Genomic DNA, 22,126 nt, shown 5'->3' on the forward strand with positions numbered 1-22,126 from the left:
GGACCTGTCGGTCCGGGGCGCCTGGAAAGTTGCTCGTCAGTTGCTCAAGCAGCACGACCATGGCAGCCGGCGGACCGGATGCCATAGGTAAAGACGAAGATCGTGTGCTGACGCATGGGGGCAAGTATGGACCCCGTCCCGGGCCCGGGTCCACGCCGGGCCCGGATGGTGAGACGGCAGTCCGGCGGGGCGTCGCTCCACGGCCGGTAGAATTGGGAGGACCGACCCCTCTCCACCGCCGGAAGGCCGCCTCGTGCCAGCAGCACCCCCCGCCGCCGCCGACATCACCACCGACGTGGTCCTCGTCGTCGACTTCGGCGCCCAGTACGCCCAGCTCATCGCCCGCCGCGTCCGTGAGGCCCGGGTCTACAGCGAGATCGTCCCGTCCACGATGCCGGTGGCCGAGATGCTGGCCAAGAACCCCCGGGCGATCATCCTCTCCGGCGGCCCCTCGTCGGTGTACGCGGAGGGCGCGCCCAGCCTCGACCGTTCGCTCTTCGAGGCCGGGGTCCCGGTCTTCGGCATGTGCTACGGCTTCCAGCTGATGGCCACCACGCTCGGCGGCACGGTCGACGACAACGGCGCGCGCGAGTACGGCCGCACCCCGCTCACCGTCTCCAGGCCCGGCTCCACCCTCTTCGAGGGCACCCCCGCCGAGCAGCCGGTCTGGATGTCGCACGGCGACGCCTGCTCCGCCGCCCCCGAGGGCTTCACCGTCACCGCGTCCACGGACGTCGTACCGGTCGCCGCCTTCGAGAACGACGAGAAGAAGCTGTACGGCGTCCAGTACCACCCGGAGGTCATGCACTCGACCTACGGCCAGCAGGTCCTGGAGCACTTCCTCTACCGGGGCGCGGGCATCGAGCCGACCTGGACGACGACCAACGTCGTCGAGGAGCAGATCGCCCTGATCCGCGAGCAGGTCGGCGACAAGCGTGCCATCTGCGGCCTCTCCGGCGGCGTGGACTCCGCGGTCGCCGCGGCCCTCGTGCAGAAGGCCATCGGCTCCCAGCTGACCTGTGTGTACGTCGACCACGGCCTGATGCGCAAGGGCGAGACCGAGCAGGTCGAGAAGGACTTCGTCGCCGCGACCGGCGCGAAGCTGAAGGTCGTCGACGCGGAGAAGCGCTTCCTCGACGCCCTGGCCGGTGTGTCCGACCCGGAGCAGAAGCGGAAGATCATCGGCCGCGAGTTCATCCGCGTCTTCGAGCAGGCCCAGCTGGAGATCCTCCAGGAGGACGGCCCCGAGGTCGCCTTCCTCGTCCAGGGCACCCTCTACCCGGACGTCGTCGAGTCCGGCGGCGGCACCGGCACCGCCAACATCAAGTCCCACCACAACGTGGGCGGGCTCCCCGACGACATCGAGTTCGAGCTCGTCGAGCCGCTGCGCCAGCTGTTCAAGGACGAGGTCCGGATGGTCGGCCAGGAGCTCGGCCTGCCGGAGGAGATCGTCCAGCGCCAGCCGTTCCCCGGCCCCGGCCTCGGGATCCGTATCGTCGGCGACGTCACCAAGGAGCGGCTCGACCTGCTGCGCGAGGCCGACGCCATCGCCCGCGAGGAGCTGACCGCCGCCGGCCTGGACCGTGACATCTGGCAGTGCCCCGTGGTCCTGCTCGCGGACGTCCGCAGCGTCGGCGTACAGGGTGACGGCCGCACCTACGGCCACCCCATCGTGCTGCGCCCGGTCTCCTCCGAGGACGCCATGACGGCCGACTGGTCGCGCCTGCCGTACGAGACGCTGGCGAAGATCTCGACCCGCATCACCAACGAGGTCGCCGACGTCAACCGCGTGGTGCTCGACGTGACGAGCAAGCCGCCGGGGACGATCGAGTGGGAGTGATCCCCGCTCCCTGAGGTCAGTGCCGATGCCGTCGCTCATTCGTCCGGGCGGCGGCACCGTCGTATCCGCCGGGTACGCCGGGCCGAGGGGACGAGACCGAGTCCCTCACAGCGATCTGCAACAGAGGCCGGTAGAAACCCCTGGCCTCCGCATACGCCCCGTGCCAGGCTCCCGGTCATGCCGAACGACGAGATCAGACTCCTCATGTCCGCCTCCGGGAACGACCGCCTCACCTGGAACACCCCACTCTCCGAGCAGCACGCCGCACAGCTGATCGCCGCGTGCGCCCCCGCCCCCGGTGCCCGCATCGCCGACTTCGGCAGCGGCTGGGGCGAGCTGCTGATGCGCCTGGTCGAGGCCGCGCCCGGCTCCACGGGGGACGCCGTGGAGACCGACACGGAAGCCGTGGAGCGCGGACGGCTGCTGGCGGGGGAACGCGGGCTCGGCGACCGGGTGCGCTTCCACGAGATCCCGGCGGCGGAACATACGGAGGGCGGTTACGACCTCGCCGTCTCCATCGGCTCCTCGCACGCCTGGCCGGGCGGCACCCCGGAGGCACTCAAGGCGCTGCGCGCGGCCGTACGGCCAGGAGGCCGGGTGCTGTTCGGTGACGGTTTCTGGGAGCGGGAGCCCTCGTGGGCCGCGCTGGAGGGGCTGGGCGCGGAGCCGGACGACTTCGGCACGCTCCTGGAGCTGATCCGGCAGGCGGAGGCCGCAGGGCTCAGGCCGCTCCAGGTGACCGTGGCCGACCAGCGCGAGTGGGACCTCTTCGAGTCCGCCGCCAACATCGGGCGCGGCGAGCGCTGGGCGCTGGCCAATCCGGGGCACCGGCTGCACGCCGGGGTGACCGAGGCCGTGGACGCGCGCCGCAGTGGCTACTACGGCGGATACCGCGGGACGCTCGGCCTCGCCTACCTCGTCCTCAGCGCCTGAGAGCCGCGTTCCCGGCGCCTGTGATTCGCACATCTCTACGACACCCGCCCCCGGACCGCCCCGATGCGGGGAGAGCCCGCCCCGTACGGCACAATTCGCAGAATTAGGCGGCGAGTTGGTTCGATCAGGGTGGGAAAGGGCGGCGTTCTCCGTGGCGTTGGACGAGGCGAGGGCGAAGAGTGCGCACGGCGGCAGCTGTACGTGCGGTGACTGCCCGCACGGAGCACGCGAAGGACACCGGCGCGCGGTGGCGGCCTTCCTCACCAAACGGGACGAACTCGCCGCGGGCCAGGGACTGCCCGCCGGGGTCGCCCGGTCCGCGTCGGCGTCCCGGCAGTGGGTGTCGGACGAGCTGACCGAGTCCGCCCGCGCGGTCGCCGAGCACAGCCGCGAGGCCGGTGACGCCTGGCTCCACACGCTCTGGGTGCGCACCCTGGTGATCGTCTGGGGCGGTGTCGCCCTGCTGGTCGTCGGTGAGGCCGTCACCGCGATCGGCGCCGGCTGGTCCACCGCCCGCACGGCGGGCCTGATCGCCGGCCTCGTCACCGCCGGTCTCCTGACCGGCGCCGCCCGCGTCCACCGCGCCCGCGGTGGCCTCCTCGCCCCGCTGATCGGGGAGGACAACCGGCTCTCCACCTCGCGCACCGTCGCCGCCTCCTGGGTGCTGCTCGCCGTCTTCGCGGTGCTGGTCCTCGCGCTGCAACTGGCGGGCGCGTCCGCCCACGCCGACCGGGACGAACTGATCGAGGGCCTGGACCTGGTCCGCTCCGCCGGCGTGCTGAGCGTGCTCGCGCTGGTGTGCGCCGTCGCCGTCCTCGTACGCCGGGTGGTGACCGTGCGCGTCCTGGGCCAGCGGCTGCAGAAGCTGCGCGCCGACCGGCCCAGGGCGGCCGACCTGCTGACCGACGACTCGGGGCGCGGCAGCTTCACCGATGTGCAGTACGTGCTGGTCAGCGCGGTCGCCGTGCTGTTCGCCGCGGTCCGTCTGGCCCGCCGGCCCGAGCAGCTGCCCGATCTGCCGTGGGGCCTCGCGGTGCTGGTGGCCGTCTCGGCGGCGACCTACTTCGCCGGGAAGTACGCGGAGGGCGGCCGTCCGGTCATCCTGTCCGTCGTCCGGGCCAGGGAGGCCGGGGACCTGGACGCGCCGATCCGTACCGGCGACGACATCGAGATCCGGGGTGCCGGATTCGTGCCGCCGGGGGCCGGCAGCCCCGACCGGCTCGCCCGGGTCGTCGTCAGGATCGGCAGGGTGCACGTCCACGTCCCGCTGATCCCGGTCACCGGCGGCTTCGCCAACCCGGCGGACACCGTGCTCACCGTGCCCGTGCCCGTCGAGGTCGAACCCGGCACCGTGGAGGTCCAGGTCGTCACCGCCGCGGGTGTCGAGACCAACTCCTGCCCCATCGACGTCACGGACTGAAGCGCACACCTGGTGAGCGGCCCCGAACCGGCGTACGTATGGTCTGTCGAAGGGCCAACGGAAGGCGGGGCAGTGATGCATGGGTACGGCGGCGGTTCCTACGGACTGGAGGAGCGGAGAGGCCTCGGCGACCGGGCGCGGCAGTACGCGCTCCTGCCCCTGCGCCTCTTCCTCGGCGTCACCTTCGTCTACGCGGGTCTCGACAAGCTGACCGACAGCGCGTTCCTGTCGGCGAGCGGAGCCGGTTCCATCGGCGAGATGATGAACGCCGTGCGGGACAGCTCGGCGATCCCGGGCCTCGTCGACCTCGCCCTGAAGAGCCCCGAAGGCTTCGGTTACGCCATCGCGATCGGGGAACTCCTCGTCGGCCTCGGCACCCTGGCCGGTCTGTGGGCACGGCTCGCGGCCCTCGGCGGCGCCCTGATCTCGCTGAGCCTGTGGCTGACCGTGAGCTGGCAGACCGAGCCGTACTACTACGGCAACGACCTGATCTACCTCATGGCCTGGCTGCCGCTGCTGCTCGCGGGGGCGGCGGAGTTCTCCGCCGACGCCTTCCTCGCGTCCCGGCGCCGGCGCAGCCGGTAGCTCACCCACGTCGCCGTGGCGGCGAGCCACAGGCCGCCCGTGAACACCGGGACGAAGAACGTCCAGGGAGCGTCCCAGGCTCCCGCCGCATCGGCCGCGTAACCGCCGGCCAGGGCCAGCATGGTGAGGCCGGCGACCGCGCGGCCGGGGCGGAACTCATGACGAAGCACGGATGACCTCCAGCTGTCCGACGCCGACTTCCACGCTCAGTTCGAGCGTGCCGGCGGGCTCACTCCCCCGGGGCGGCGCGAGGGTCCGCCGGACGTGGCGGTCGGGCTCGATGCGCACGTCCGCGCGCGGGTCGGCGGGGAACCGGACGTCGCCCAGACCTACTTCGGCGTCCACCTTCACCGTCGCCCCCGCCGGTACGACGACCCGGGCACGCCCCGCCCCGACCTCGACCCGCGTACGCAGGGTGCCGTCCTTCGGGACGGTGACCCGGGAGAGGTCGAGCTTCGCGTCCCCGGTGCCCAGCTCGTACCGCGCCTGGACGGTGGCGACCTCGGCCGGGCGCCATTCCTCGCGGACCCAGTCGGTGCCGATGTCCTCCGGCACGAGGGACGCGCCCGCCAGCAGACCCGCCGTGATCATGGCCAGCAGGACCGTGCCGAAGCCGGTCCTGCCGAGCACGGAGGCGACCAGCAGGCCGAGGCCGAAGACCGCGAGCGCCGAGGCGAAGCCGAACTGCAGACTGACCCCCAGCGCGTGGGTCTCCCAGCTCAGCCCCGTGCCCAGGCCGCCCGCCACCAGGGCGAGCAAAAAGACGAGACCACCGATCGAACGGGGGCCCCGGGTCCCCGGCGCACGGTAGGGAGGACGGTAGGGGGCCTCCGCCGTCGCACCGCTCCTGCTGATCTCCGCGGCCTCCGCCGTGGCGTTCGCCGGGCCCCACAGATACCCCGTGCCCGCCGGACCCGTCGTGCCGTCCTTGACGATCGGGTCCCGCCACCAGGACGGGCTGCCCGGAGTGGGCGGCGCCTTCACCTCGGGCGGTGCCCCGTGGCCCGCGCCGTGCGGCGCGCCTCCCGGTACGTACGCCGTGGTGCCCGGGGCGTCCTCGGGCGCCACCGTCCTGCGGTGCTGCGTCCAGACCGAGAAGCCGACGACGCTCAGCGACAGCATCGCGGCGAAGGCCAGCATCCCGCCGTTGTGCAGCATCGACAGCAACAGCCCGCAGCCCACCAGCGCCAGCAGCAGGGCGACCAGGGACGCGCCCTCGACCCGGCCCGACAGCAGCCGGCGTGCCTCGTTCTCCTCCTCGCCCTCCAGGGGGAGCAGCAGCCAGGCGAAACCGTAGAAGATCAGGCCGATGCCGCCCGTCACCGCGAGGACGCCGAGCACGATCCGGAAGATCACCGGGTCCACGTCGCAGTACCGGCCGAGGCCGCCGCAGACCCCGGCCACCACTTTCTGGCGCGGGCTGCGCCGCAGCCGCGGGGCCGGCTCGGGGGGCGGCGTGACGCCGGGGGAGGCGTCCTGGGGAACGGTCATGGGTCCATGGTGACGGTCCGTACGCCCTCGTGGGGCCCGCGACGACCCTGGCCGTTCCCTGATATTGCGTCCCGCCGGCCCCTGGGGGCCCGCCGTACGGCGGCCAGGCCCTCAGGGTCGAGTCCGGGCAGACCCTGATGCCACGACCCGCCGGAACGTGTGACGATCGGTCCATGCCAGCAGCCACGACCCGAGCCCCGAGCTCCCTCGCCCCGGAGCCGGAGGAGCCCGCGCCGCGCAAGCTGTACCGCAGCGCCGACGGGCGGATGCTCGGCGGCGTCGCGCGCGGGCTCGCAGGACACCTGGGACTGCCCGTCGCATGGGTCCGGTTCGTCTTCCTGGGACTGTTCTTCGCGGACGGCCTCGGAGCGCTTCTCTACGCCGTGTTCTGGATCGTCGTCCCGCTCGGTGTGGGCGGGGTGGAGACGCCGCGGTCCCTCTTCGAGACCGCCCCGGACGGCCGCCGCAGACTCCGCAAGCCGGACAAGGGCCAGGTCTTCGCCCTGGTGGCGCTGCTCATCGGCGCCGTGATCTTCGTCGGCAACGTCGACATGGGCAGCAAGGCGGACCGTTACGTCTGGCCCGCCCTGCTGATCGGCGCGGGCTCCGTCCTCGTGTGGCGACAGGCCGACAACGCGCGGCGCGCCCGCTGGATCGAGGTCGGCCGCCGCCGCAGGGTGCTGCACCTCGCCCGGGGCCTGGCCGGAGTCGCCCTGGTCGGCCTCGGTCTCGCCGCCTTCATGGTGGTACGGGGGTCGGCGGCCCAGCTCGGCACCGCGCTGACCGCGGCCATAGCGGTGCTCACGGGCATCGCGCTGCTCGCCGGGCCCTATCTCATCCGGATGACCCAGGACCTTTCCGAGGAGCGTCTGATGCGCATCAGGGCGCAGGAGCGGGCCGAGGTCGCCGCGCACGTCCACGACTCGGTCCTGCACACGCTCACCCTGATCCAGCGCAACGCGGACGACGGCGGCGAGGTCCGCAGGCTCGCCCGGGCCCAGGAACGCGAACTGCGCAACTGGCTGTACAACCCGGAGGGCACCGGCAAGGAGGAGGCCGAGGAGCCCACGAGCCTCGCCGAGGCCGTCAAGCGTGCCGCCGCCGAGGTCGAGGACAAGCACGGGGTGCCGCTGGAGGTCGTGGTCGTCGGTGACTGCCCGCTGGACGAGAAGCTGGTGGCGCAGATGCAGGCCGCGCGCGAGGCGATGGTGAACGCCGCCAAGTACGGTGGCGAGGGCGGCGCCGTGCAGGTCTTCGCGGAGGTCGAGGGCCGCACGGTCTTCGTCTCCGTGCGGGACCGGGGGCCGGGATTCGACCTGGACGCCGTACCGGGCGACAGGATGGGCGTACGAGAATCGATCATCGGCCGGATGCAGCGCAACGGCGGTACGGCGCGGCTGCGTTCGGTGCCCGGCGGGGGCACGGAGGTCGAGCTGGAGATGGAGAGGGCGAGCGAATGACCGAGAACACCGAAGCGACCGGGGGCCCGGAGCGCCGGGTACGGGTCGTGCTCGTCGACGACCACCGGATGTTCCGCACCGGAGTCCAGGCCGAGATCGGCCGCACCGAGGAGACCGGGGTGGAGGTCGTCGGCGAGGCCGCCGACGTCGACCAGGCGGTCACCGTGATCACCGCGACCCGCCCCGAGGTCGTCCTCCTCGACGTCCACCTCCCGGGGGGCGGCGGTGTCGAGGTGCTGCGCCGCTGCGCGCCGATGATGGGCGCGGTCGAGAACCCGGTGCGCTTCCTGGCGCTGTCCGTCTCCGACGCCGCCGAGGACGTCATCGGCGTCATCCGCGGCGGCGCGCGTGGCTACGTCACCAAGACCATCACCGGCGCCGACCTGGTCGACTCCGTCTTCCGGGTGCAGGACGGCGACGCGGTCTTCTCGCCGCGCCTGGCCGGATTCGTCCTGGACGCCTTCGCCTCCACGGACGCCCCGCCGGTCGACGAGGACCTGGACCGGCTGACGCAGCGGGAGCGCGAGGTCCTGCGGCTGATCGCCCGGGGATACGCGTACAAGGAGATCGCCAAGCAGCTGTTCATCTCGGTGAAGACGGTCGAGTCCCACGTCTCGGCCGTGCTGCGCAAGCTCCAGCTGTCCAACCGGCACGAGCTGACCCGGTGGGCGACGGCGCGACGGCTGGTCTGAGGCCGGCGAGCGGTCCGGGCGCCGTGCCCGGCGCGAGCCGGCGGCAGGCCGGAGGCTCGTGGTCGCGGGGACGGACGCCGCCGGCCCGGACGGCTTTCGCGGTCACACGGGATCGAGCGAGATGTTGAGCTTCTCGCCCGTCCTGCGGTAGCCGATCCCGGCGTAGACCCGTTCCACGTCGGGTCCGCCCGGCTCCAGCCAGACGGTGTGGAAGCCGCGGTCGAAGGCGGTGCGGGTCAGCCAGGCGGAGAGGGCCGCGCCGACGCCCCGGCGCCGGAAGGACTCGGCGACGGCCAGTCCGGCCAGTTCGCCGATGCCCTCGGCCGGGGCCGAGCAGCCGCCCGCGCCGGCGGGCAGGCCGTCGACGGTCGCGAGGGCGGAGACGCCGCCGTCCGCCGTCGCCGCGCGCAGCCAGGCGATCTCGCCCTCGTCGGGGCCGCCCTCGCCGCCGAAACCGGTGTGCTGGACGGCCGCCGCCGAGGCGAACTCGTCGGCCGTGACCGGTTCGGCGATCCGCAGCCCGTCCACCGGCTTCGGTGTGAGCAGCCCGGCGGCGGTGCAGGCCATGACGGGAGCGCGGTTCTCCTCCGTGAAACCGGCTGCCAGCAGGGCCGGTTCGACGGCGGGCGCCCAGGACGGCAGGAACTCCAGGCGGGGCAGCCGGTCGTGCGCGCGGAACGCCTCGATCAGTTCGGCGACGTCCCGTGCGGTGGGTTCGGCGTCCCGGTCGGGGATGGCGTAGTTGGCGAACTTCAGCTCCCAGCCCGGGTTGTGGCGCACCGTGAACGGTCCGACCCGGTAGTGGTCCGGGGAGCGCAGGGCCAGCGTGCGCGCGTAGTTCTGGATGTCCTTGTCCATGCCTCTGTCCATGGGACGGGAAGCCTAGGCGACGCGGGTGGCTCCCGCGAAGGGCATTTCGCTGACCGGCGCGATCCGGACAGGGGCGCCCGGGCGTGGGGCGTGGATCATCTGGCCGCCGCCGATGTAGAGCCCGACGTGGGTGATCCCGGAGTAGAAGAACACCAGGTCCCCGGGGGCCAGTTCGGAGCGGGAGACGCGTCGGCCCGCGTTGATCTGTGTGTACGTCGTGCGCGGCAGCGAGACGCCCGCGGCCCGCCAGGCGGCCTGGGTGAGCCCGGAGCAGTCGTACGAGGACGGGCCCGTCGCCCCCCAGACGTACGGCTTGCCGAGCGCGCCGTACGCGAAGTCCACGGCCTGTGCGGCGCGGGCGTCGGGCGCGGCCACGGAGCCGCGCGGGGTGCTCCGGTCGGCCCGGACGGCGCTGCCGCCGTGCCCGGCGTCCGCGGAGCGCTCGTAGTCGGCGCGCTGGGCGGCGGTGAGGGTGGCCAGCAGTTTCCGGGCGCCGGCCAGCTTGGTGCGGACCGCGTCCTTCTGCTTCTTCAGCTCGGCCCGGCGGGAGGCGAGGACCTCGAGCTCGTCCTCCGCGCGGGCGCGCAGCTGCGCGAGGTCGCTGATCTGGCGGCGTACGCCGTTGACGGCGCCGGCCTGGCGGTCGCCCGCCCGGTCCTCGAAGGAGGCGCGTTCCAGATACTCGTCCGGGTCGGAGGAGAGGGCGAGCCGCACGGCGGGGTCGATCCCGGCGCTGCGGTACTGCGCGGTGGCGTACGAGCCGAGGAGGTCACGCGCGGCGTTGAGGCGGTCCGTCCTGCGGGCGGCCTCGTCGCGCAGGGCGTCCAGGGACTTCTCCGAGCGGGCCGTGGTCTCCTTGGCGCCGTTGTACTTCTCGGTGGCGATCTCGGCCTCGTGGTACAGCCGGTCGACCTTGGACTTCACCTGGGCCGGTGTGAGCTGGGGCTCGGCCTGGGCGGCACCCTCCAGGCCGGTCGCGGTGGCGGCCCCGGCCAGGGCGAGGGTCGCGGCGGTGCGGGCAGCAGACCCGGTGAACAGACTCTGCTTGGGCTTGCGGTGAGCGGCTTTACGATGCGCGGCCACAGGGGTGGTGCGTCCTTCCGTTCGACTGCCCGCCGGGGGTTGCCGGCGGGCCCGCCGGGGTCCGTCGGCGGGCCACCACAGGGGGGAGTGGCCCGCCGAAGGATCTCCTGGCGGGGTGACCGGGGTGCCGCCCGGTACGGGGCGGCGGTGCAGAGTCGGTCACCTGGGAGGGACGCTAAACCCGGGGCGGGGGGAAGAGGCGTAATGACAGCAATTGCCTGCATGTGCTGTTTCGCTTCCACCGGATGACCGGAAAAAGTAAGCGGAGTCCGGCAATCCGCGCAGACCGGAGGTCACTTCATCAGGAAGTCGTACCTGGCCGAAGAGTGGTGATATGGCCGCCGTTAGGCTGCGGGCATGGACGTACTCATCAATGTCTTCGTGGCCCTGCACATCATCGGTATCGCCTCCCTGCTGGGCGGCTTCCTGACCCAGATGAAGGCCATGGGGGCGGGCACGGCACGCTTCGTGCCGGCCATGCTGCACGGTGCGCTCACCATGCTCGTGACCGGTGTCGCGCTGGTCGGGCTCAACCAGGCCGACGACCAGACCGTGAACAACGTCAAGATCGGCATCAAGCTGCTCGTCCTGATCGTGATCCTGGCGCTCGTCTACGTGAAGCGGGACGAGGAGAAGGTGGGCAAGGGGGCGTTCGCGGCCGTCGGCGGACTGACGGTCGCCAACATCTTCATCGCCACGCTCTGGACCTGAGCGCGGACGGGCGGGCCCGGTTGCCGGGCCCGCCCGCCGGTGATGCCCCCGAGCGTCACGCGGGGCGCACGCTCCCGTAGATCGGCATGTAGTAGATCGACTCCTCGCGGACGTTCGCGCCCGGCTTCGGTGCGTGGATCATCATGCCGTCGCCCTTGTAGATGCCGACGTGGCTGATGTCGTCGTAGAAGAACACCAGGTCACCCGGTTGCAGATCGGCCGTGGCGACCCGGGTGCCGACCTCCACCTGGTCCCAGGTGGTGCGCGGCAGATCGACGCCCGCCGCCTTCCAGGCGGCCTGGGTGAGCCCGGAGCAGTCGTACGAGGACGGGCCCGTCGCCCCCCAGACGTACGGCTTGCCGATCTGCGCGGCGGCGAAGGCGAGGACCTTGTCGGCCTTGGAGGCGTAGCCGCTGTCGGAACCCGTGTCGCCGGACCCCGTGCCCGCCTCCTCCTTCGTGGCCTCCTCCGCGGCGGCCTGGTCGGCCTTCTCCTTCGCGGCGGCGGCCTGCTGCTTCGCCAGCTCCTCCGCCTTGCGCTCGGCCTCCGCCTCCTTCTCGCGCTCCAGCTCGGCGAGCCGGGCCTTCTCCTCGGCGGTCAGCTGCGACAGCAGCGAGCGCGCCTCGGCGAGCTTCCCCTGCACCTGCTGCTTGCTGCTGCGCAGCGAGGCCTGCGACTCGGTGAGCGTCTCCAGGCTCTTCGTCGCCTCGACCCGCTTCGCCGCCGCCTCCTTCTGCTGCGTACGGAAGTCGGCGACCGCCTTCTGCTGCTGGCTGGTCAGCCGCGCCATGAGCTGGTCCTGGTCGAAGTACGACTGCGGGTCGTCCGCGAGGAAGAAGGTCGCCGTCGGCGCGATCGACCCGGTGCGGTACTGCGCGGCCGCGTAGTTGCCCAGCTCCCGACGCGTCTCGTTGAGCTTGTCGGCCCGCTTGGCCGCGGCCTCCAGGAGGGCGTCCACCTCGGAGCGCTGCTGGGCGGACGCGTCCTTGGCCTTGTTGTACTGCTGCGTCGCGGTGCCGGCCTGCCGGTAGAGGGCGTCGACCTTCTTCTGGACTTCCTCGATGCTCGGCTTCGGCTCGGCAGGGGCGGCCGTCGCGCTCTGGGTGGAGAGCAGGGTGACGGAGGCGAGTGCCGCGGTCGTGAGACCGACGGCGGGGGTGGTGGTGCGCACCCGTGTGCGCGGCTTGCGATGCGACGCCAAGGCGGGCATCTCCTTCCGTGGACCGCCTACCGGGTTAGCTGTCGGGTTCGGGCGGAACGGAAGGCTGCCCTACGGTCGGTGGAGACGGACCGATTCACCCCGGTGCTGCGTGTGGGTCCCCGGTTCCGGGCTCCGGCGGGGGAGTACGGATTCGGCGGGGGTGCCCGTGCGGCGCGGTTCGCCTGAGGGGATACGGGGCACCCGTCGGAGCACGCTAGCCAACCCGTGGTGTCCCTGTGAAGGTTCATGTTCGATATGCCCGATACATTTTCGTGACCTTTTCCAGGCGGCGGCCCGCGTGGCCGTGAGCACCCCGGAATCTCACACTCCGTGGGCGGAGTGTCTCGGTACGCGCACACCTCCGCCCCTTGTCGCCGATGCGGCCCGGGCTGTCGGTGCGGCGGCCTAGACTCGTGAGGCGATGAGCAGCCTTTTTGACGACAGTTTCCTGACCGGCCTCCAGCAGTCGGAGGACGGCCCCCCGCCGCCCCCGGAGGAGCACGCTCCCGAAGCGGTGCCCGAGGGCCTCTTCGAGGACGTCTTCGAGGCGCCTCCGCCCCCGCGTGACGCGTACTACCGCGACGGCGCCCCGCGCCCCGTCATCGACTCCGCCGCGCTGCTCCACGGGCTGAACACCGAGCAGCGTGCCGCCGTCGTGCACGCGGGCTCGCCGCTGCTCATCGTCGCCGGGGCCGGCTCGGGCAAGACCAGGGTGCTGACCCACCGCATCGCCCACCTGCTGGCCGAGCGCGGGGTGCACCCGGGGCAGATCCTCGCGATCACCTTCACCAACAAGGCCGCGGGTGAGATGAAGGAGCGCGTCGAGCAGCTCGTCGGACCGCGCGCCAACGCCATGTGGGTCATGACCTTCCACAGTGCATGTGTGCGGATCCTGCGCCGAGAGTCGAAGCTTCTCGGCTTCACCTCGTCGTTCTCGATCTACGACGCCGCGGACTCCAAGCGGCTGATGGCGCTCGTCTGCCGCGACCTGGACCTGGACCCGAAGCGTTACCCCCCGAAGTCGTTCACCGCGAAGGTCTCGAACCTCAAGAACGAGCTGATCGACGAGGAGACCTTCGCCGGTCAGGCCGCCGACGGCTTCGAGAAGACGTTGGCCCAGGCCTACGCCCTCTACCAGGCGCGGCTGCGCGAGGCCAACGCCCTCGACTTCGACGACATCATCATGACCGCGGTGCATCTGCTCCAGGCGTTCCCCGACGTCGCCGAGCACTACCGCCGCCGCTTCCGGCACGTCCTGGTCGACGAGTACCAGGACACCAACCACGCGCAGTACACCCTGGTGCGTGAACTGGTGGGCCCGTCCGGAGAGGCGGAGGCCCCCGGCGAGCTCTGCGTCGTCGGTGACGCGGACCAGTCGATCTACGCCTTCCGCGGCGCGACCATCCGCAACATCCTCCAGTTCGAGGAGGACTATCCGGACGCGACCACGATCATGCTGGAGCAGAACTACCGCTCCACGCAGACGATCCTCTCCGCCGCCAACGCCGTCATCGAGCGCAACGAGAGCCGTCGCCCCAAGAACCTGTGGACGAACGCGGGCGAGGGCACCCGGATCGCCGGATACGTCGCCGACACCGAGCACGACGAGGCGCAGTTCGTCGCCGACGAGATCGACCGGCTGACCGACGCCGGTGACGCGAAGGCGGGCGACGTCGCCGTCTTCTACCGCACGAACGCCCAGTCCCGTGTCTTCGAAGAGATCTTCATCCGCGTCGGACTGCCCTACAAGGTCGTCGGCGGGGTGCGCTTCTACGAGCGCAAGGAGGTCAGGGACGTCCTGGCCTACCTCCGTGTCCTCGCCAACCCCGAGGACACCGTCCCGCTGCGACGCATCCTCAACGTGCCCAAGCGTGGCATCGGCGACCGGGCCGAGGCGATGATCGACGCCCTGTCGATGCGCGAGAAGATCTCCTTCCCGCAGGCGCTGCGCCGCGTCGACGAGGCGTACGGCATGGCGGCCCGCTCGGCCAACGCCGTGAAGCGGTTCAACACCCTCATGGAGGAGCTCCGCACGATCGTGGAGTCCGGTGCGGGCCCCGCCGTCGTGCTGGAAGCGGTCATGGAGCGCACCGGCTACCTCGCCGAACTCCAGGCGTCCACCGACCCGCAGGACGAGACCCGTATCGAGAACCTCCAGGAACTCGCCGCCGTCGCCTTGGAGTTCGAGCAGGAACGCGCCGAGGAGGAGGGCGCGGGGACGCTCGCGGAGTTCCTGGAGAAGGTCGCGCTCGTCGCGGACTCCGACCAGATCCCCGACGAGGACGAGGACGGCTCCGGCGTCATCACGCTGATGACCCTGCACACGGCCAAGGGACTCGAATTCCCCGTGGTGTTCCTGACCGGCATGGAGGACGGGGTCTTCCCGCACATGCGGGCGCTGGGTCAGGTGAAGGAGCTCGAGGAGGAGCGCCGGCTCGCGTACGTGGGCATCACCCGCGCCCGCGAGCGGCTGTATCTGACGCGGGCGGCGATGCGCAGTGCGTGGGGTCAGCCCTCGTACAACCCGCCGTCGCGGTTCCTGGAGGAGATCCCGGACCAGCACCTGGAATGGAAGCGCAAGGGACCGATGGCCGCGCCGGCGGGGCCCACGTCGGGAATCACCTCGTCGCTGTCCTCGGCGCGCTCGAAGTCCGGTCCGTCCGGCTTCGCGACCCGGCGCACCACCGACAAGCCGGTGGTCACCCTGGTGGTCGGGGACCGCGTCACGCACGACCAGTTCGGTCTGGGCACGGTGACGGCGGTCGAGGGCTTCGGCGACCAGGCCAAGGCGACGGTCGACTTCGGCGACGAGCGGCCCAAGAAGCTGCTGCTGCGCTACGCGCCGGTCGAGAAGCTCTGACCCGGTAGGGGGGTGAGGCCGTGGCCGCAGGGCCACGGCACGCTCTTACGCGGTACCGGTGAGGCCGTGGCCGTGGGGCCACGGCAGGCTCCGACTCAGTACGGGTTGAGCCCGTGGCTGCGGAACCACGGCATCGGGTCGATCGCCGCGCCGCCGCCGGGCCGTACCTCGAAGTGCAGGTGCGGTCCGGTGGAGTTGCCCGAGTCCCCGGAGTAGGCGATGACGTCACCGGCCTTGACCGAACCGGAACGGATCTTGGCGGCGCTGAGGTGGCAGTACCACGTCTCGGTGCCGTCAGGGGCGGTGACGATCACCATGTTGCCGTACGCGCTGTTCAGCTGCGTGCGCACGGTGCCGTCGGTCGCCGCCATCACGGGGGTGCCGTAACCCACGGGGAAGTCGATGCCCGTGTGCATGGACATCCAGTTCACCCCGGCCTGGCCGTAGGTGGCACTGAGGCCGTGCTGCTTCACGGGCAGCGCGAACTTGGGGCGGGCGGCCTCGCGGCGTGCGGCCTCCTCCTCGCGCTTCTTCTTCTCGGCGGCCTGGCGCTCCCTCAGGTCGATGCGCTCCTGGGTGCGGCTGGCGCGGTCGGCGAAGTTCTCGGCGTCGGCGTTGAGTGCGGCGAGCTGGGTGTCCAGCTTGTTGTTGGCCACGGCGGGCTGGACCGTGTCGGCCGCCGCCATGGACGTGGTGTCGTCCTTCGTCTCCTCGCCGCCGACGCCGCTCACCGAGGCGGCGGCGATGCCCGCGACGCTCATGACGCAGGCGGAGGGGACGGCCACGGTGAGAAGGGCGGAACGCTTCGCCGGGGTGCGGCGCCTGCCGCCCCGGCCACCGCCGCGCGGGGCGGCGGAACGGCTCACCGGGCGGGCGGAGGAGGCGGCGGGCTCGTGGGAGTGGCCCGCGGTCACGTCGACGAGGTCAGGCAGCGGCTCGGGCTCACCGGCCTCGGAAGCCTCGTCGTAGGCCTCCGTGTGCGCGGTCCCGTCGGTGCCGAGCGAGTCGTGGGACTCCTGGGTCCCGGCCGGCTCGTGCGAGTCGTGGATGCCGAGGGCGTCGTGGGCACCGATGGCGTCGTGAAGGTCGTGGGAGCCGAACTCGGCCGTTTCGTACGGCTCGTAGGCGGCAGACTGGTGTTCGTACGCGGGATACGACGTCTGTTCGGGGGCGTATGTCGCGTTCTCGGGCGTGGCGCCGGTGTTCCAGGCGGTCGCGTCGTAGGCGCCGGTGTCGGAGGTGCCGTAGCCCGCGTATCCGCCGGTCTCGAAGGCGGGGGCGGTGAAGGTACCGGTCGCGTAGGCCGTGGAGTCGAAGGTCGTGGTGGGGAAGGCCCCGGTGTCACCCGTCGCCCACTGGTCGGCCTGACCGGCCTGGCCGGTCTGGTCCCAGCCGGTGGTGTCCCACTGGCCGGTGCCCTCCACGGTGGCTCCCGGCGCGGGGATCCCGGGTTCGGACGTCCAGGCCGCGGTGGTGTCGTAACCCTGCGGCGCCTGAGGGTGGGCCTGCGCGCCGTAGGCGTCGTACGAGGCCTGCTGATGCGCGCCGGTGTCCCACTGGGAGGTGTCGTGGGCGCCGTAACCGCCGTCGTACGCCGTGGCGTAACCGGCGTCGTACGCCGGCTGATGGCTGGTGTCGTGCTGACCCGGCAGTGTTCCGAAGAGCGGGTCGGAGTCGAAGCTGCCGGTTGACTGGCTGTCGTATCCGGCATACCCGGCGTGGGGGTGCTGGTCGTTCACCAACTTCTCTCTCGCCTCGGCAGCAGGACCTGTTTCCGGGTTCCGATGGGGGGATCCCCGGGGTGAGCAGTGGCCGCGACTGTACCCGGCGGTAGGTGAGGACGACAATCTTCGAGGGCTTCCGACCCTCCAGGAAACGGGCAATCGGCCGCCTTTCGGTGGACCGGAGAGTCAGGCTTGGCCCTATGTTCGAAATCCGTTCTATTTGGACGGGGTTGCGGGGCCTCGGCGGCGAGGGATCAGGCGACGGATGCCGTTCCCGGAGTGCTGACGGAGGTGCCGTCGGACTCGAGTGCCTCACGGATCGCGGACGCCACCGCCGGGTGGACCGGAAGCGCGAGATGGCCGATGCCGGTGACGCGTACGTTCACGGCGTCGAGGTCGGGGTGGTCCACGCAGGCCGTCTCGACCGGGAGCATCACCCGGTCCAGCTCGCTCCAGAAGCTGACGAAGCGCGTCCGGCAGCCCGGGGCGGGGCGGCGCAGCTCCTGGATCAGATCGGAGCCGCCGCGCATCTGGCGGACTATGGGGTGCGCGCCGGCCAGGCGGGCGACCGCCGTCCCGCCGTGCGGAGTGCCGAGGGTGACCAGGGTGCGCACCCGGCGGTCACCGCCGAGCCGCTGCACGTAGTACCGGGCGATCAGGCCGCCGAGACTGTGGCCGACGATGTCGATCTCGCGGTGCCCGGTGCGGGCGCAGATCTCCTCCACGTGACGTTCGAGCAGCTCGGCCGCGATGCGGATGTCGCAGGTCAGGGGCGAGTAGTTCAGCGACTCCAGATGGCGCCATCCGTGCCGGGCCAGGGAGCGGCGCAGCAGCACGAAGACGGAGCGGTTGTCGATGAAGCCGTGCAGCAGGACCACGGGCGGGCGGTCGCCGATGGTGGGCAGCGCCGTCGTATCGGCCGAACGGGTGATTTTCTCGGGGTGGTCGGGGACCGTTCCTGTCCCCGTTGCCGTTCCCGTGCCCACGGTCGGCCCTGCTTCTGTCCCCTTTGCGGGCGTCGTTCCCGCGTCCGTCCCCGCGTTCGCCGCCGTGTCCGGGTCGGTGTCCGGGGCCTTCGTGGAGCCGGGCAACGGTACGGGGGGCCGGCGCTCGGGGGTGAGCCCCGACGGGTAGATGAGCACGTGCCCGGCGAGGATCAGCAGATCCAGCACGGTGGCCCTGACCAGCGCCGACGGAAGCCGGACAGAGCTCAGACAGGTGCTGCGCGTCAGTAGGGGTAGGAAGGACAGGACCTTCATGGCCGACCTCCTGCACTGGCATGCGGGGGAGGCGGCTCCTGTGCCCCGCGCGCCCTCGTGGGAGTCGCTGCGGAGGCGGCCGACGGCCCTGGTGCGGCCGGGGGGCCGTACCACCGTGCCGTGCGGCTGACGGCGCGGTGGTACGGCGACCTCGTTGCGGCTCCCGTGGCGGCGGTCCCTGCCCGGCCCGAGGGCCGCTCGTTGCGGGGATCGACGCTTGGCGAACATGTCCCATGTGTGATTTCCCCCTCCCGGTCCACCGCGAAACGACGCCGTGCGGGATGCTGTGGATAACGTTCGTTCACATTGCCGGGCCTTCAGGCACGGGAGACGCATGTGGAGGCATTGATGGGTGTGACCGGTCCGATCCGTGTGGTGGTGGCGAAGCCGGGCCTCGACGGCCATGACCGCGGGGCGAAGGTGATCGCTCGGGCGCTGCGGGACGCGGGCATGGAGGTCATCTACACGGGGCTCCACCAGACCCCCGAGCAGATCGTGGACACGGCGATCCAGGAGGACGCCGACGCCATCGGCCTCTCGATCCTCTCCGGTGCGCACAACACGCTCTTCGCCAAGGTCATCGAGCTGCTGAAGGAGCGCGACGCGGCGGACATCAAGGTGTTCGGTGGCGGCATCATCCCCGAGGCGGACATCGCTCCGCTGAAGGAGCAGGGCGTCGCGGAGATCTTCACCCCGGGTGCGACGACGGCCTCGATCGTCGACTGGGTGAACGCGCACGTCCGGCAGCCCGCGGAGGCCTGAGCCCGCTGGGCGGGCCGGAAAGGCCGCTGGACCTGCGGGGGCGTCCGGGCGCCCGGGGAGTGCACTGGGCCTGCGGAGCCGCGCTTGGGCCCGGGAGTGCGCTGGGGCCGCGGAGCCACGCTGGGCCCGGGAGGCCCCCCTGAGGCCGGGCGTCCGTCGGGCCGGGGGTCCCTGGGCGGCATCGGCGAAGCGCGGGCGCGTGGGGCGGGGCCCGGTGCGCCCTGCCGTCGCCGGTCTGCCGTCCTCGTCGGCCGGCTCCGCCTCGCTGGTTCGCGCCGCCCTACGTGCTCGGCCGGTGACCCGCCCCCGCGGTCAGCCCGCCCCTGCGGCCCGGACGGCCCCGTTCTCCTCTCCTTCCTGCTCCTCCTGCCCTTTGTGCTCCTCCTGCGCCAGTTCCGCGTCCATGGCGGCACGCAGGCGCAGGGTGGAGACCAGGCGCTGGAACGCCTCCGACCAGTAGCCACCCGCGCCCGGTGAAGCGCCCTCCGGTTCGTCCGGGGTGGTGGTGAGCACCGCGAGGCGATCCGCTTCGGCCGGGTTCAGGCAGCGCTCGGCGAGGCCCATCACTCCGCTGAAGCTCCAGGGGTAGCTGCCCGCGTCCCGGGCGATGTCCAGTGCGTCGACCACCGACCGGCCGAGCGGCCCGTCCCAGGGCACGGAGCAGACGCCGAGCAACTGGAACGCCTCGGACAGCCCGTGCGCCGCTATGAAGCCGGCGACCCAGAGGGCCCGCTCCCCGGGAGGCAGGGTGGAGAGGAGCTTGGACCGCTCGGCCAGCGAGGCGGTTCCCGGGCCGTTCGCCGGGGGTGTGGAGGGAGCGCCGATCAGAGCGCGTGCCCAGTCGGGATCCCGCTGCCGTACCGCCGCCCGGCACCAGGCGGCATGCAGTTCGCCCGCCCAGCCGTCGGCCACCGGCAGTGACACGAGCTCCTGGGCCGTGCGCCCGTCGAACGTCTCCCGCCAGACCTCCAGCGGCGCGGCCTCCACCAACTGGCCCAGCCACCACGAACGTTCGCCTCGCCCCGAGGGTGGTACGGGAACGACGCCGTCGCGCTGCATCGCCGCGTCGCACTCGTGCGGCGCCTCCACCGCGATCGAGACCGCGCCGTCCGTACGGTCGGGATTCACGCAGGAGACGGCACGGGCCGCCATCCGCCGGGCGAGCGCCGAATCCGGCAGAGCGGAGAGCAACTGCGCCGCCGTGGAGCGGACGTTGCGGCTGCGGTCCGCCAGGGCCGCTTCGAGGAAGGCCTCGTCGGCCCCGGAGAGGCGAGCCCGCAGCGAGTCGAGGAACATCAGCCGGTCCTCGGCCCGTTCCGTGGCCCAGGTAGCGGCGAGCAGGGACCGGGCGGCCCCGGGATCCCGCTCCCGTACGGCGTCGAGCAGAGCGACCCGCTCCGCGAAGAGGCCTTCCTCCCAGAGCCGGCGCACCGCCTCCGGATCCTCCGTCCCAGGCCGCTGCGCAGTGCGGGAGGAGGCGCGCAGCGCGAACCTCCACTCCGGATTCAGCGCGGCCAGCCAGAGCCCGCGCGGCCCGGCGAACGCCAGCGCGAGCGGACGCAGGTCCGTGCGCGCCCGGGCCGCGTCCAGCAGCGCGGGCAACAGCTCAGCGGGTGGGCGGAAGCCCCGGGCCCCCGCGGTGGCCAGCCACTGCGGGATGAGCTCGGTGAGATCCGGCGCCGTACCCCGCCGTCCGCCACCCGGCGGAGCCGAACGGTCGGCCAGCAACTGTGCGAGCCGGTGCCGCGCCGCCGCGGGGAGCGGGGGCCGGGGGTCGTCGGGTGCCGGCTCCGGGAGCGCGGCCCCCGCGGCCGGCCGCAGCCCGGCTCGTCGCCGCACCGTGTGCACCGCTGCCACGTCGAGCAGCTCAGCCGGTCCGGACGCACCGCCCCCGGCCGGCCGGGGAGGGCGCCGGTCGGTGCCGAGCAGCGCCGAAGTGACGAGTTCCTCCCACGGGTCCACGGGCGTGCCGTTCGTGGTGAGGGTGGAGCGAGTGACGGGCATCGGGGTCCCCTCCGTTGGCCGGCGGCAGGCGGTCAGAAAAAAAGCGGGGTCAGACGAGCGCCACGGGTCCGCCCGTGCCGGCACCGCCGGGAGACTCGGGGCTCCAGGCCGCGATCGGTTCGAAGCCCCGGCACCCGCATTCACCGAAGACGGTCAGAGGGCGGCCGCCCGAGAGCGCCACGAGCTTCCACAGGCCGGGCCGGGACAGTGCCCGGGGGCTGATCGGCAGGGCGGAGCGGTCCTCGGGGGCGATCAGCTGCCAGCCGTCCCCGCACCGTGCGGGTACGACAGCGTCCAGCGTGACCGGCCAGGCCTCCAGCCAGGGATCGTCGCGCAGAGCCCGACCGTACGCCGCGAGGGCGTCGGCCGTCGTGACACCGGGGGGCGGCACTGGGGTGACCGCGGGATCGGCGAACTGCTCGCCCAGCTCCGCCCGCAGCCGCCCACCGCCCGGATACGGAGTCAGCTCGGCGTCGATCACCGCCCCCACCGGCAGCGATCGCGCCGGGACGCGTCCCGGCGCGCCGTAGGACAGGACGAGCGCCGTGCGCCTCGACTCCGCGCCGTACAGCCAGATGCGGCGGGTGACGATCCGGCCCTCCGGTGTGTCGTACTGCGCGAGGACCAGCCAGTGGTCGCGGACAGCGGGTCCCTCGGGGGAGGCCGTCAGCCCCACGCGGGAACGCACCGTCGCGGCCAGGGGGCCGGGCAGCCGGTCGAGGCCGAGCCAGGCCGAGTCCAGCATGTGCAGCAACGCGCACTCCTCGAGCAGCCGCGCCGGCCACCCCGGGCCGGAGGCCGTAACCGACCCCAACTCCCGCACACGAGAAGCCAGTCCGGGGGCCTGGGCGTCGACCATACGGGCGGCGGTCTCCTCCCACAGTCCGTAGCCGGGCCGGTCGGTCGCGGCGAGCCCGCCGCGCAGCAGATCGGTGAGCCGCTGCTCCAGCTCCTGCGCGCCGCCGGTGACACGAGCGGCTCTGCGGTCGGCCCGCCGCGCGACCCCCGCCGCCCGGCCCGCGTCCGTGGACGCGGCTCGGCTGTCGGCCGGCCCCCGTTCGGTCCGGGCCGGCTCTCCCCCGTCGGATAGCTCCATGGAACAGACGGTAGAACCCACCACTGACAACGGGCCCTGAGCGGCGACTCCGCCCGCTCCGGGATGACTTGACCGTTTCACCCCCGTGCGCTTTCCTGCGAGGAAGAGTGTTTGCGCATCAAACGGGGGAATTCT

Annotated in this window: 18 protein-coding genes and 1 riboswitch; of the genes, 9 read left to right on the forward strand and 9 right to left on the reverse strand. The window is 72.3% G+C overall.

Going from position 1 to position 22,126, the window contains the following annotated elements:
• The first annotated feature begins 253 nt into the window (after positions 1-253).
• From guaA to ABZY45_RS08435, 4 genes are all read left to right on the forward strand, one after another.
• On the forward strand, positions 254-1,840 hold the full coding sequence (gene guaA / locus ABZY45_RS08420) for a glutamine-hydrolyzing GMP synthase (protein WP_356737420.1): 1,587 nt from the start codon (positions 254-256) through the stop codon (positions 1,838-1,840).
• Positions 1,841-2,017: 177 nt separating this feature from the next.
• Positions 2,018-2,773 carry a class I SAM-dependent methyltransferase gene (locus tag ABZY45_RS08425; RefSeq protein WP_356737422.1) on the forward strand — a complete coding sequence of 252 codons (756 nt, stop codon included), beginning with the start codon at positions 2,018-2,020 and terminating at the stop codon, positions 2,771-2,773.
• A gap of 151 nt (positions 2,774-2,924) precedes the next feature.
• The gene (locus ABZY45_RS08430; protein WP_356737424.1) at positions 2,925-4,193 is read left to right on the forward strand and encodes a hypothetical protein; all 1,269 of its coding nucleotides are present in this window, start codon (positions 2,925-2,927) and stop codon (positions 4,191-4,193) included.
• Positions 4,194-4,268: 75 nt separating this feature from the next.
• A complete protein-coding gene (locus tag ABZY45_RS08435) occupies positions 4,269-4,778 on the forward strand; it encodes a DoxX family protein (protein ID WP_356737426.1) in 510 nt (169 codons plus the stop codon).
• Here the strand turns inward: ABZY45_RS08435 and ABZY45_RS08440 are convergent.
• On the reverse strand, positions 4,685-4,948 hold the full coding sequence (locus ABZY45_RS08440; RefSeq protein WP_356737428.1) for a hypothetical protein: 264 nt from the start codon (positions 4,946-4,948) through the stop codon (positions 4,685-4,687). The genes ABZY45_RS08435 and ABZY45_RS08440 overlap by 94 nt on opposite strands.
• The gene (locus tag ABZY45_RS08445) at positions 4,935-6,269 is read right to left on the reverse strand and encodes a PspC domain-containing protein (protein WP_356737430.1); all 1,335 of its coding nucleotides are present in this window, start codon (positions 6,267-6,269) and stop codon (positions 4,935-4,937) included. The genes ABZY45_RS08440 and ABZY45_RS08445 overlap by 14 nt, the downstream gene beginning before the upstream one ends.
• 173 nt (positions 6,270-6,442) lie before the next feature.
• On the opposite strand from ABZY45_RS08445, the gene ABZY45_RS08450 reads away from it, so the two are divergent.
• Both ABZY45_RS08450 and ABZY45_RS08455 read left to right on the forward strand, forming a co-directional pair.
• The gene (locus ABZY45_RS08450; protein WP_356737432.1) at positions 6,443-7,729 is read left to right on the forward strand and encodes a PspC domain-containing protein; all 1,287 of its coding nucleotides are present in this window, start codon (positions 6,443-6,445) and stop codon (positions 7,727-7,729) included.
• The gene (locus ABZY45_RS08455; protein WP_103516958.1) at positions 7,726-8,421 is read left to right on the forward strand and encodes a response regulator transcription factor; all 696 of its coding nucleotides are present in this window, start codon (positions 7,726-7,728) and stop codon (positions 8,419-8,421) included. Before ABZY45_RS08450 ends, ABZY45_RS08455 begins: the two co-directional genes overlap by 4 nt.
• Before the next feature lie 102 nt (positions 8,422-8,523).
• On the opposite strand, the gene ABZY45_RS08460 is transcribed toward ABZY45_RS08455, so the two are convergent.
• Both ABZY45_RS08460 and ABZY45_RS08465 read right to left on the reverse strand, forming a co-directional pair.
• The gene (locus ABZY45_RS08460) at positions 8,524-9,279 is read right to left on the reverse strand and encodes a GNAT family N-acetyltransferase (protein ID WP_356737435.1); all 756 of its coding nucleotides are present in this window, start codon (positions 9,277-9,279) and stop codon (positions 8,524-8,526) included.
• 24 nt (positions 9,280-9,303) lie between these two features.
• Entirely contained in the window at positions 9,304-10,374 is a 1,071-nt protein-coding gene (locus ABZY45_RS08465) for a C40 family peptidase (protein ID WP_356737437.1), read from the reverse strand.
• A gap of 357 nt (positions 10,375-10,731) precedes the next feature.
• On the opposite strand from ABZY45_RS08465, the gene ABZY45_RS08470 reads away from it, so the two are divergent.
• Positions 10,732-11,085 carry a hypothetical protein gene (locus tag ABZY45_RS08470; RefSeq protein WP_356737439.1) on the forward strand — a complete coding sequence of 118 codons (354 nt, stop codon included), beginning with the start codon at positions 10,732-10,734 and terminating at the stop codon, positions 11,083-11,085.
• A gap of 55 nt (positions 11,086-11,140) precedes the next feature.
• Here the strand turns inward: ABZY45_RS08470 and ABZY45_RS08475 are convergent, their stop codons facing one another.
• Complete coding sequence (locus tag ABZY45_RS08475) at positions 11,141-12,295, reverse strand: NlpC/P60 family protein (protein WP_356737441.1); 1,155 nt, start codon at positions 12,293-12,295, stop codon at positions 11,141-11,143.
• Positions 12,294-12,434, reverse strand: a riboswitch (cyclic di-AMP (ydaO/yuaA leader). It overlaps the preceding gene by 2 nt.
• A 273-nt stretch (positions 12,435-12,707) precedes the next feature.
• Here ABZY45_RS08475 and pcrA point away from each other — a divergent pair.
• Positions 12,708-15,146: a DNA helicase PcrA gene (gene pcrA, locus ABZY45_RS08480; RefSeq protein WP_356737443.1), complete on the forward strand. Its 2,439-nt coding sequence runs from the start codon at positions 12,708-12,710 to the stop codon at positions 15,144-15,146.
• A 95-nt stretch (positions 15,147-15,241) separates the two neighbouring features.
• Here the strand turns inward: pcrA and ABZY45_RS08485 are convergent, their stop codons facing one another.
• Both ABZY45_RS08485 and ABZY45_RS08490 read right to left on the reverse strand, forming a co-directional pair.
• Positions 15,242-16,885: a M23 family metallopeptidase gene (locus ABZY45_RS08485; protein WP_356737445.1), complete on the reverse strand. Its 1,644-nt coding sequence runs from the start codon at positions 16,883-16,885 to the stop codon at positions 15,242-15,244.
• A gap of 239 nt (positions 16,886-17,124) precedes the next feature.
• On the reverse strand, positions 17,125-18,129 hold the full coding sequence (locus ABZY45_RS08490; RefSeq protein WP_356737447.1) for an alpha/beta fold hydrolase: 1,005 nt from the start codon (positions 18,127-18,129) through the stop codon (positions 17,125-17,127).
• A 348-nt stretch (positions 18,130-18,477) separates the two neighbouring features.
• Here ABZY45_RS08490 and ABZY45_RS08495 point away from each other — a divergent pair, with 348 nt between their 5' ends.
• Positions 18,478-18,891: a cobalamin B12-binding domain-containing protein gene (locus tag ABZY45_RS08495; RefSeq protein ID WP_356737449.1), complete on the forward strand. Its 414-nt coding sequence runs from the start codon at positions 18,478-18,480 to the stop codon at positions 18,889-18,891.
• A gap of 312 nt (positions 18,892-19,203) precedes the next feature.
• Here ABZY45_RS08495 and ABZY45_RS08500 read toward each other — a convergent pair whose 3' ends face one another.
• Positions 19,204-20,895: a DUF5691 domain-containing protein gene (locus tag ABZY45_RS08500; RefSeq protein WP_356737451.1), complete on the reverse strand. Its 1,692-nt coding sequence runs from the start codon at positions 20,893-20,895 to the stop codon at positions 19,204-19,206.
• A 49-nt stretch (positions 20,896-20,944) separates the two neighbouring features.
• A complete protein-coding gene (locus tag ABZY45_RS08505; protein ID WP_356738731.1) occupies positions 20,945-22,123 on the reverse strand; it encodes a hypothetical protein in 1,179 nt (392 codons plus the stop codon).
• Positions 22,124-22,126: the final 3 nt, after the last annotated feature.

This window comes from Streptomyces sp. NPDC006516 (assembly GCF_040611875.1).
Classification (GTDB): Bacteria; Actinomycetota; Actinomycetes; order Streptomycetales; family Streptomycetaceae; genus Streptomyces.

Bases quoted from the DNA above. Each gene is read 5' to 3' on its own strand.
- ABZY45_RS08455 (WP_103516958.1), top strand. From the start codon at position 7,726: ATGACCGAGAACACCGAAGCGACCGGGGGCCCGGAGCGCCGGGTACGG.
- ABZY45_RS08435 (WP_356737426.1), top strand. From the start codon at position 4,269: ATGCATGGGTACGGCGGCGGTTCCTACGGACTGGAGGAGCGGAGAGGC.
- ABZY45_RS08475 (WP_356737441.1), bottom strand. From the start codon at position 12,295: ATGCCCGCCTTGGCGTCGCATCGCAAGCCGCGCACACGGGTGCGCACC.
- ABZY45_RS08445 (WP_356737430.1), bottom strand. From the start codon at position 6,269: ATGACCGTTCCCCAGGACGCCTCCCCCGGCGTCACGCCGCCCCCCGAG.
- ABZY45_RS08490 (WP_356737447.1), bottom strand. From the start codon at position 18,129: ATGAAGGTCCTGTCCTTCCTACCCCTACTGACGCGCAGCACCTGTCTG.
- ABZY45_RS08450 (WP_356737432.1), top strand. From the start codon at position 6,443: ATGCCAGCAGCCACGACCCGAGCCCCGAGCTCCCTCGCCCCGGAGCCG.
- pcrA (WP_356737443.1), top strand. From the start codon at position 12,708: ATGAGCAGCCTTTTTGACGACAGTTTCCTGACCGGCCTCCAGCAGTCG.
- ABZY45_RS08460 (WP_356737435.1), bottom strand. From the start codon at position 9,279: ATGGACAAGGACATCCAGAACTACGCGCGCACGCTGGCCCTGCGCTCC.
- ABZY45_RS08470 (WP_356737439.1), top strand. From the start codon at position 10,732: ATGGACGTACTCATCAATGTCTTCGTGGCCCTGCACATCATCGGTATC.
- ABZY45_RS08500 (WP_356737451.1), bottom strand. From the start codon at position 20,895: ATGCCCGTCACTCGCTCCACCCTCACCACGAACGGCACGCCCGTGGAC.
- ABZY45_RS08425 (WP_356737422.1), top strand. From the start codon at position 2,018: ATGCCGAACGACGAGATCAGACTCCTCATGTCCGCCTCCGGGAACGAC.
- ABZY45_RS08495 (WP_356737449.1), top strand. From the start codon at position 18,478: ATGGGTGTGACCGGTCCGATCCGTGTGGTGGTGGCGAAGCCGGGCCTC.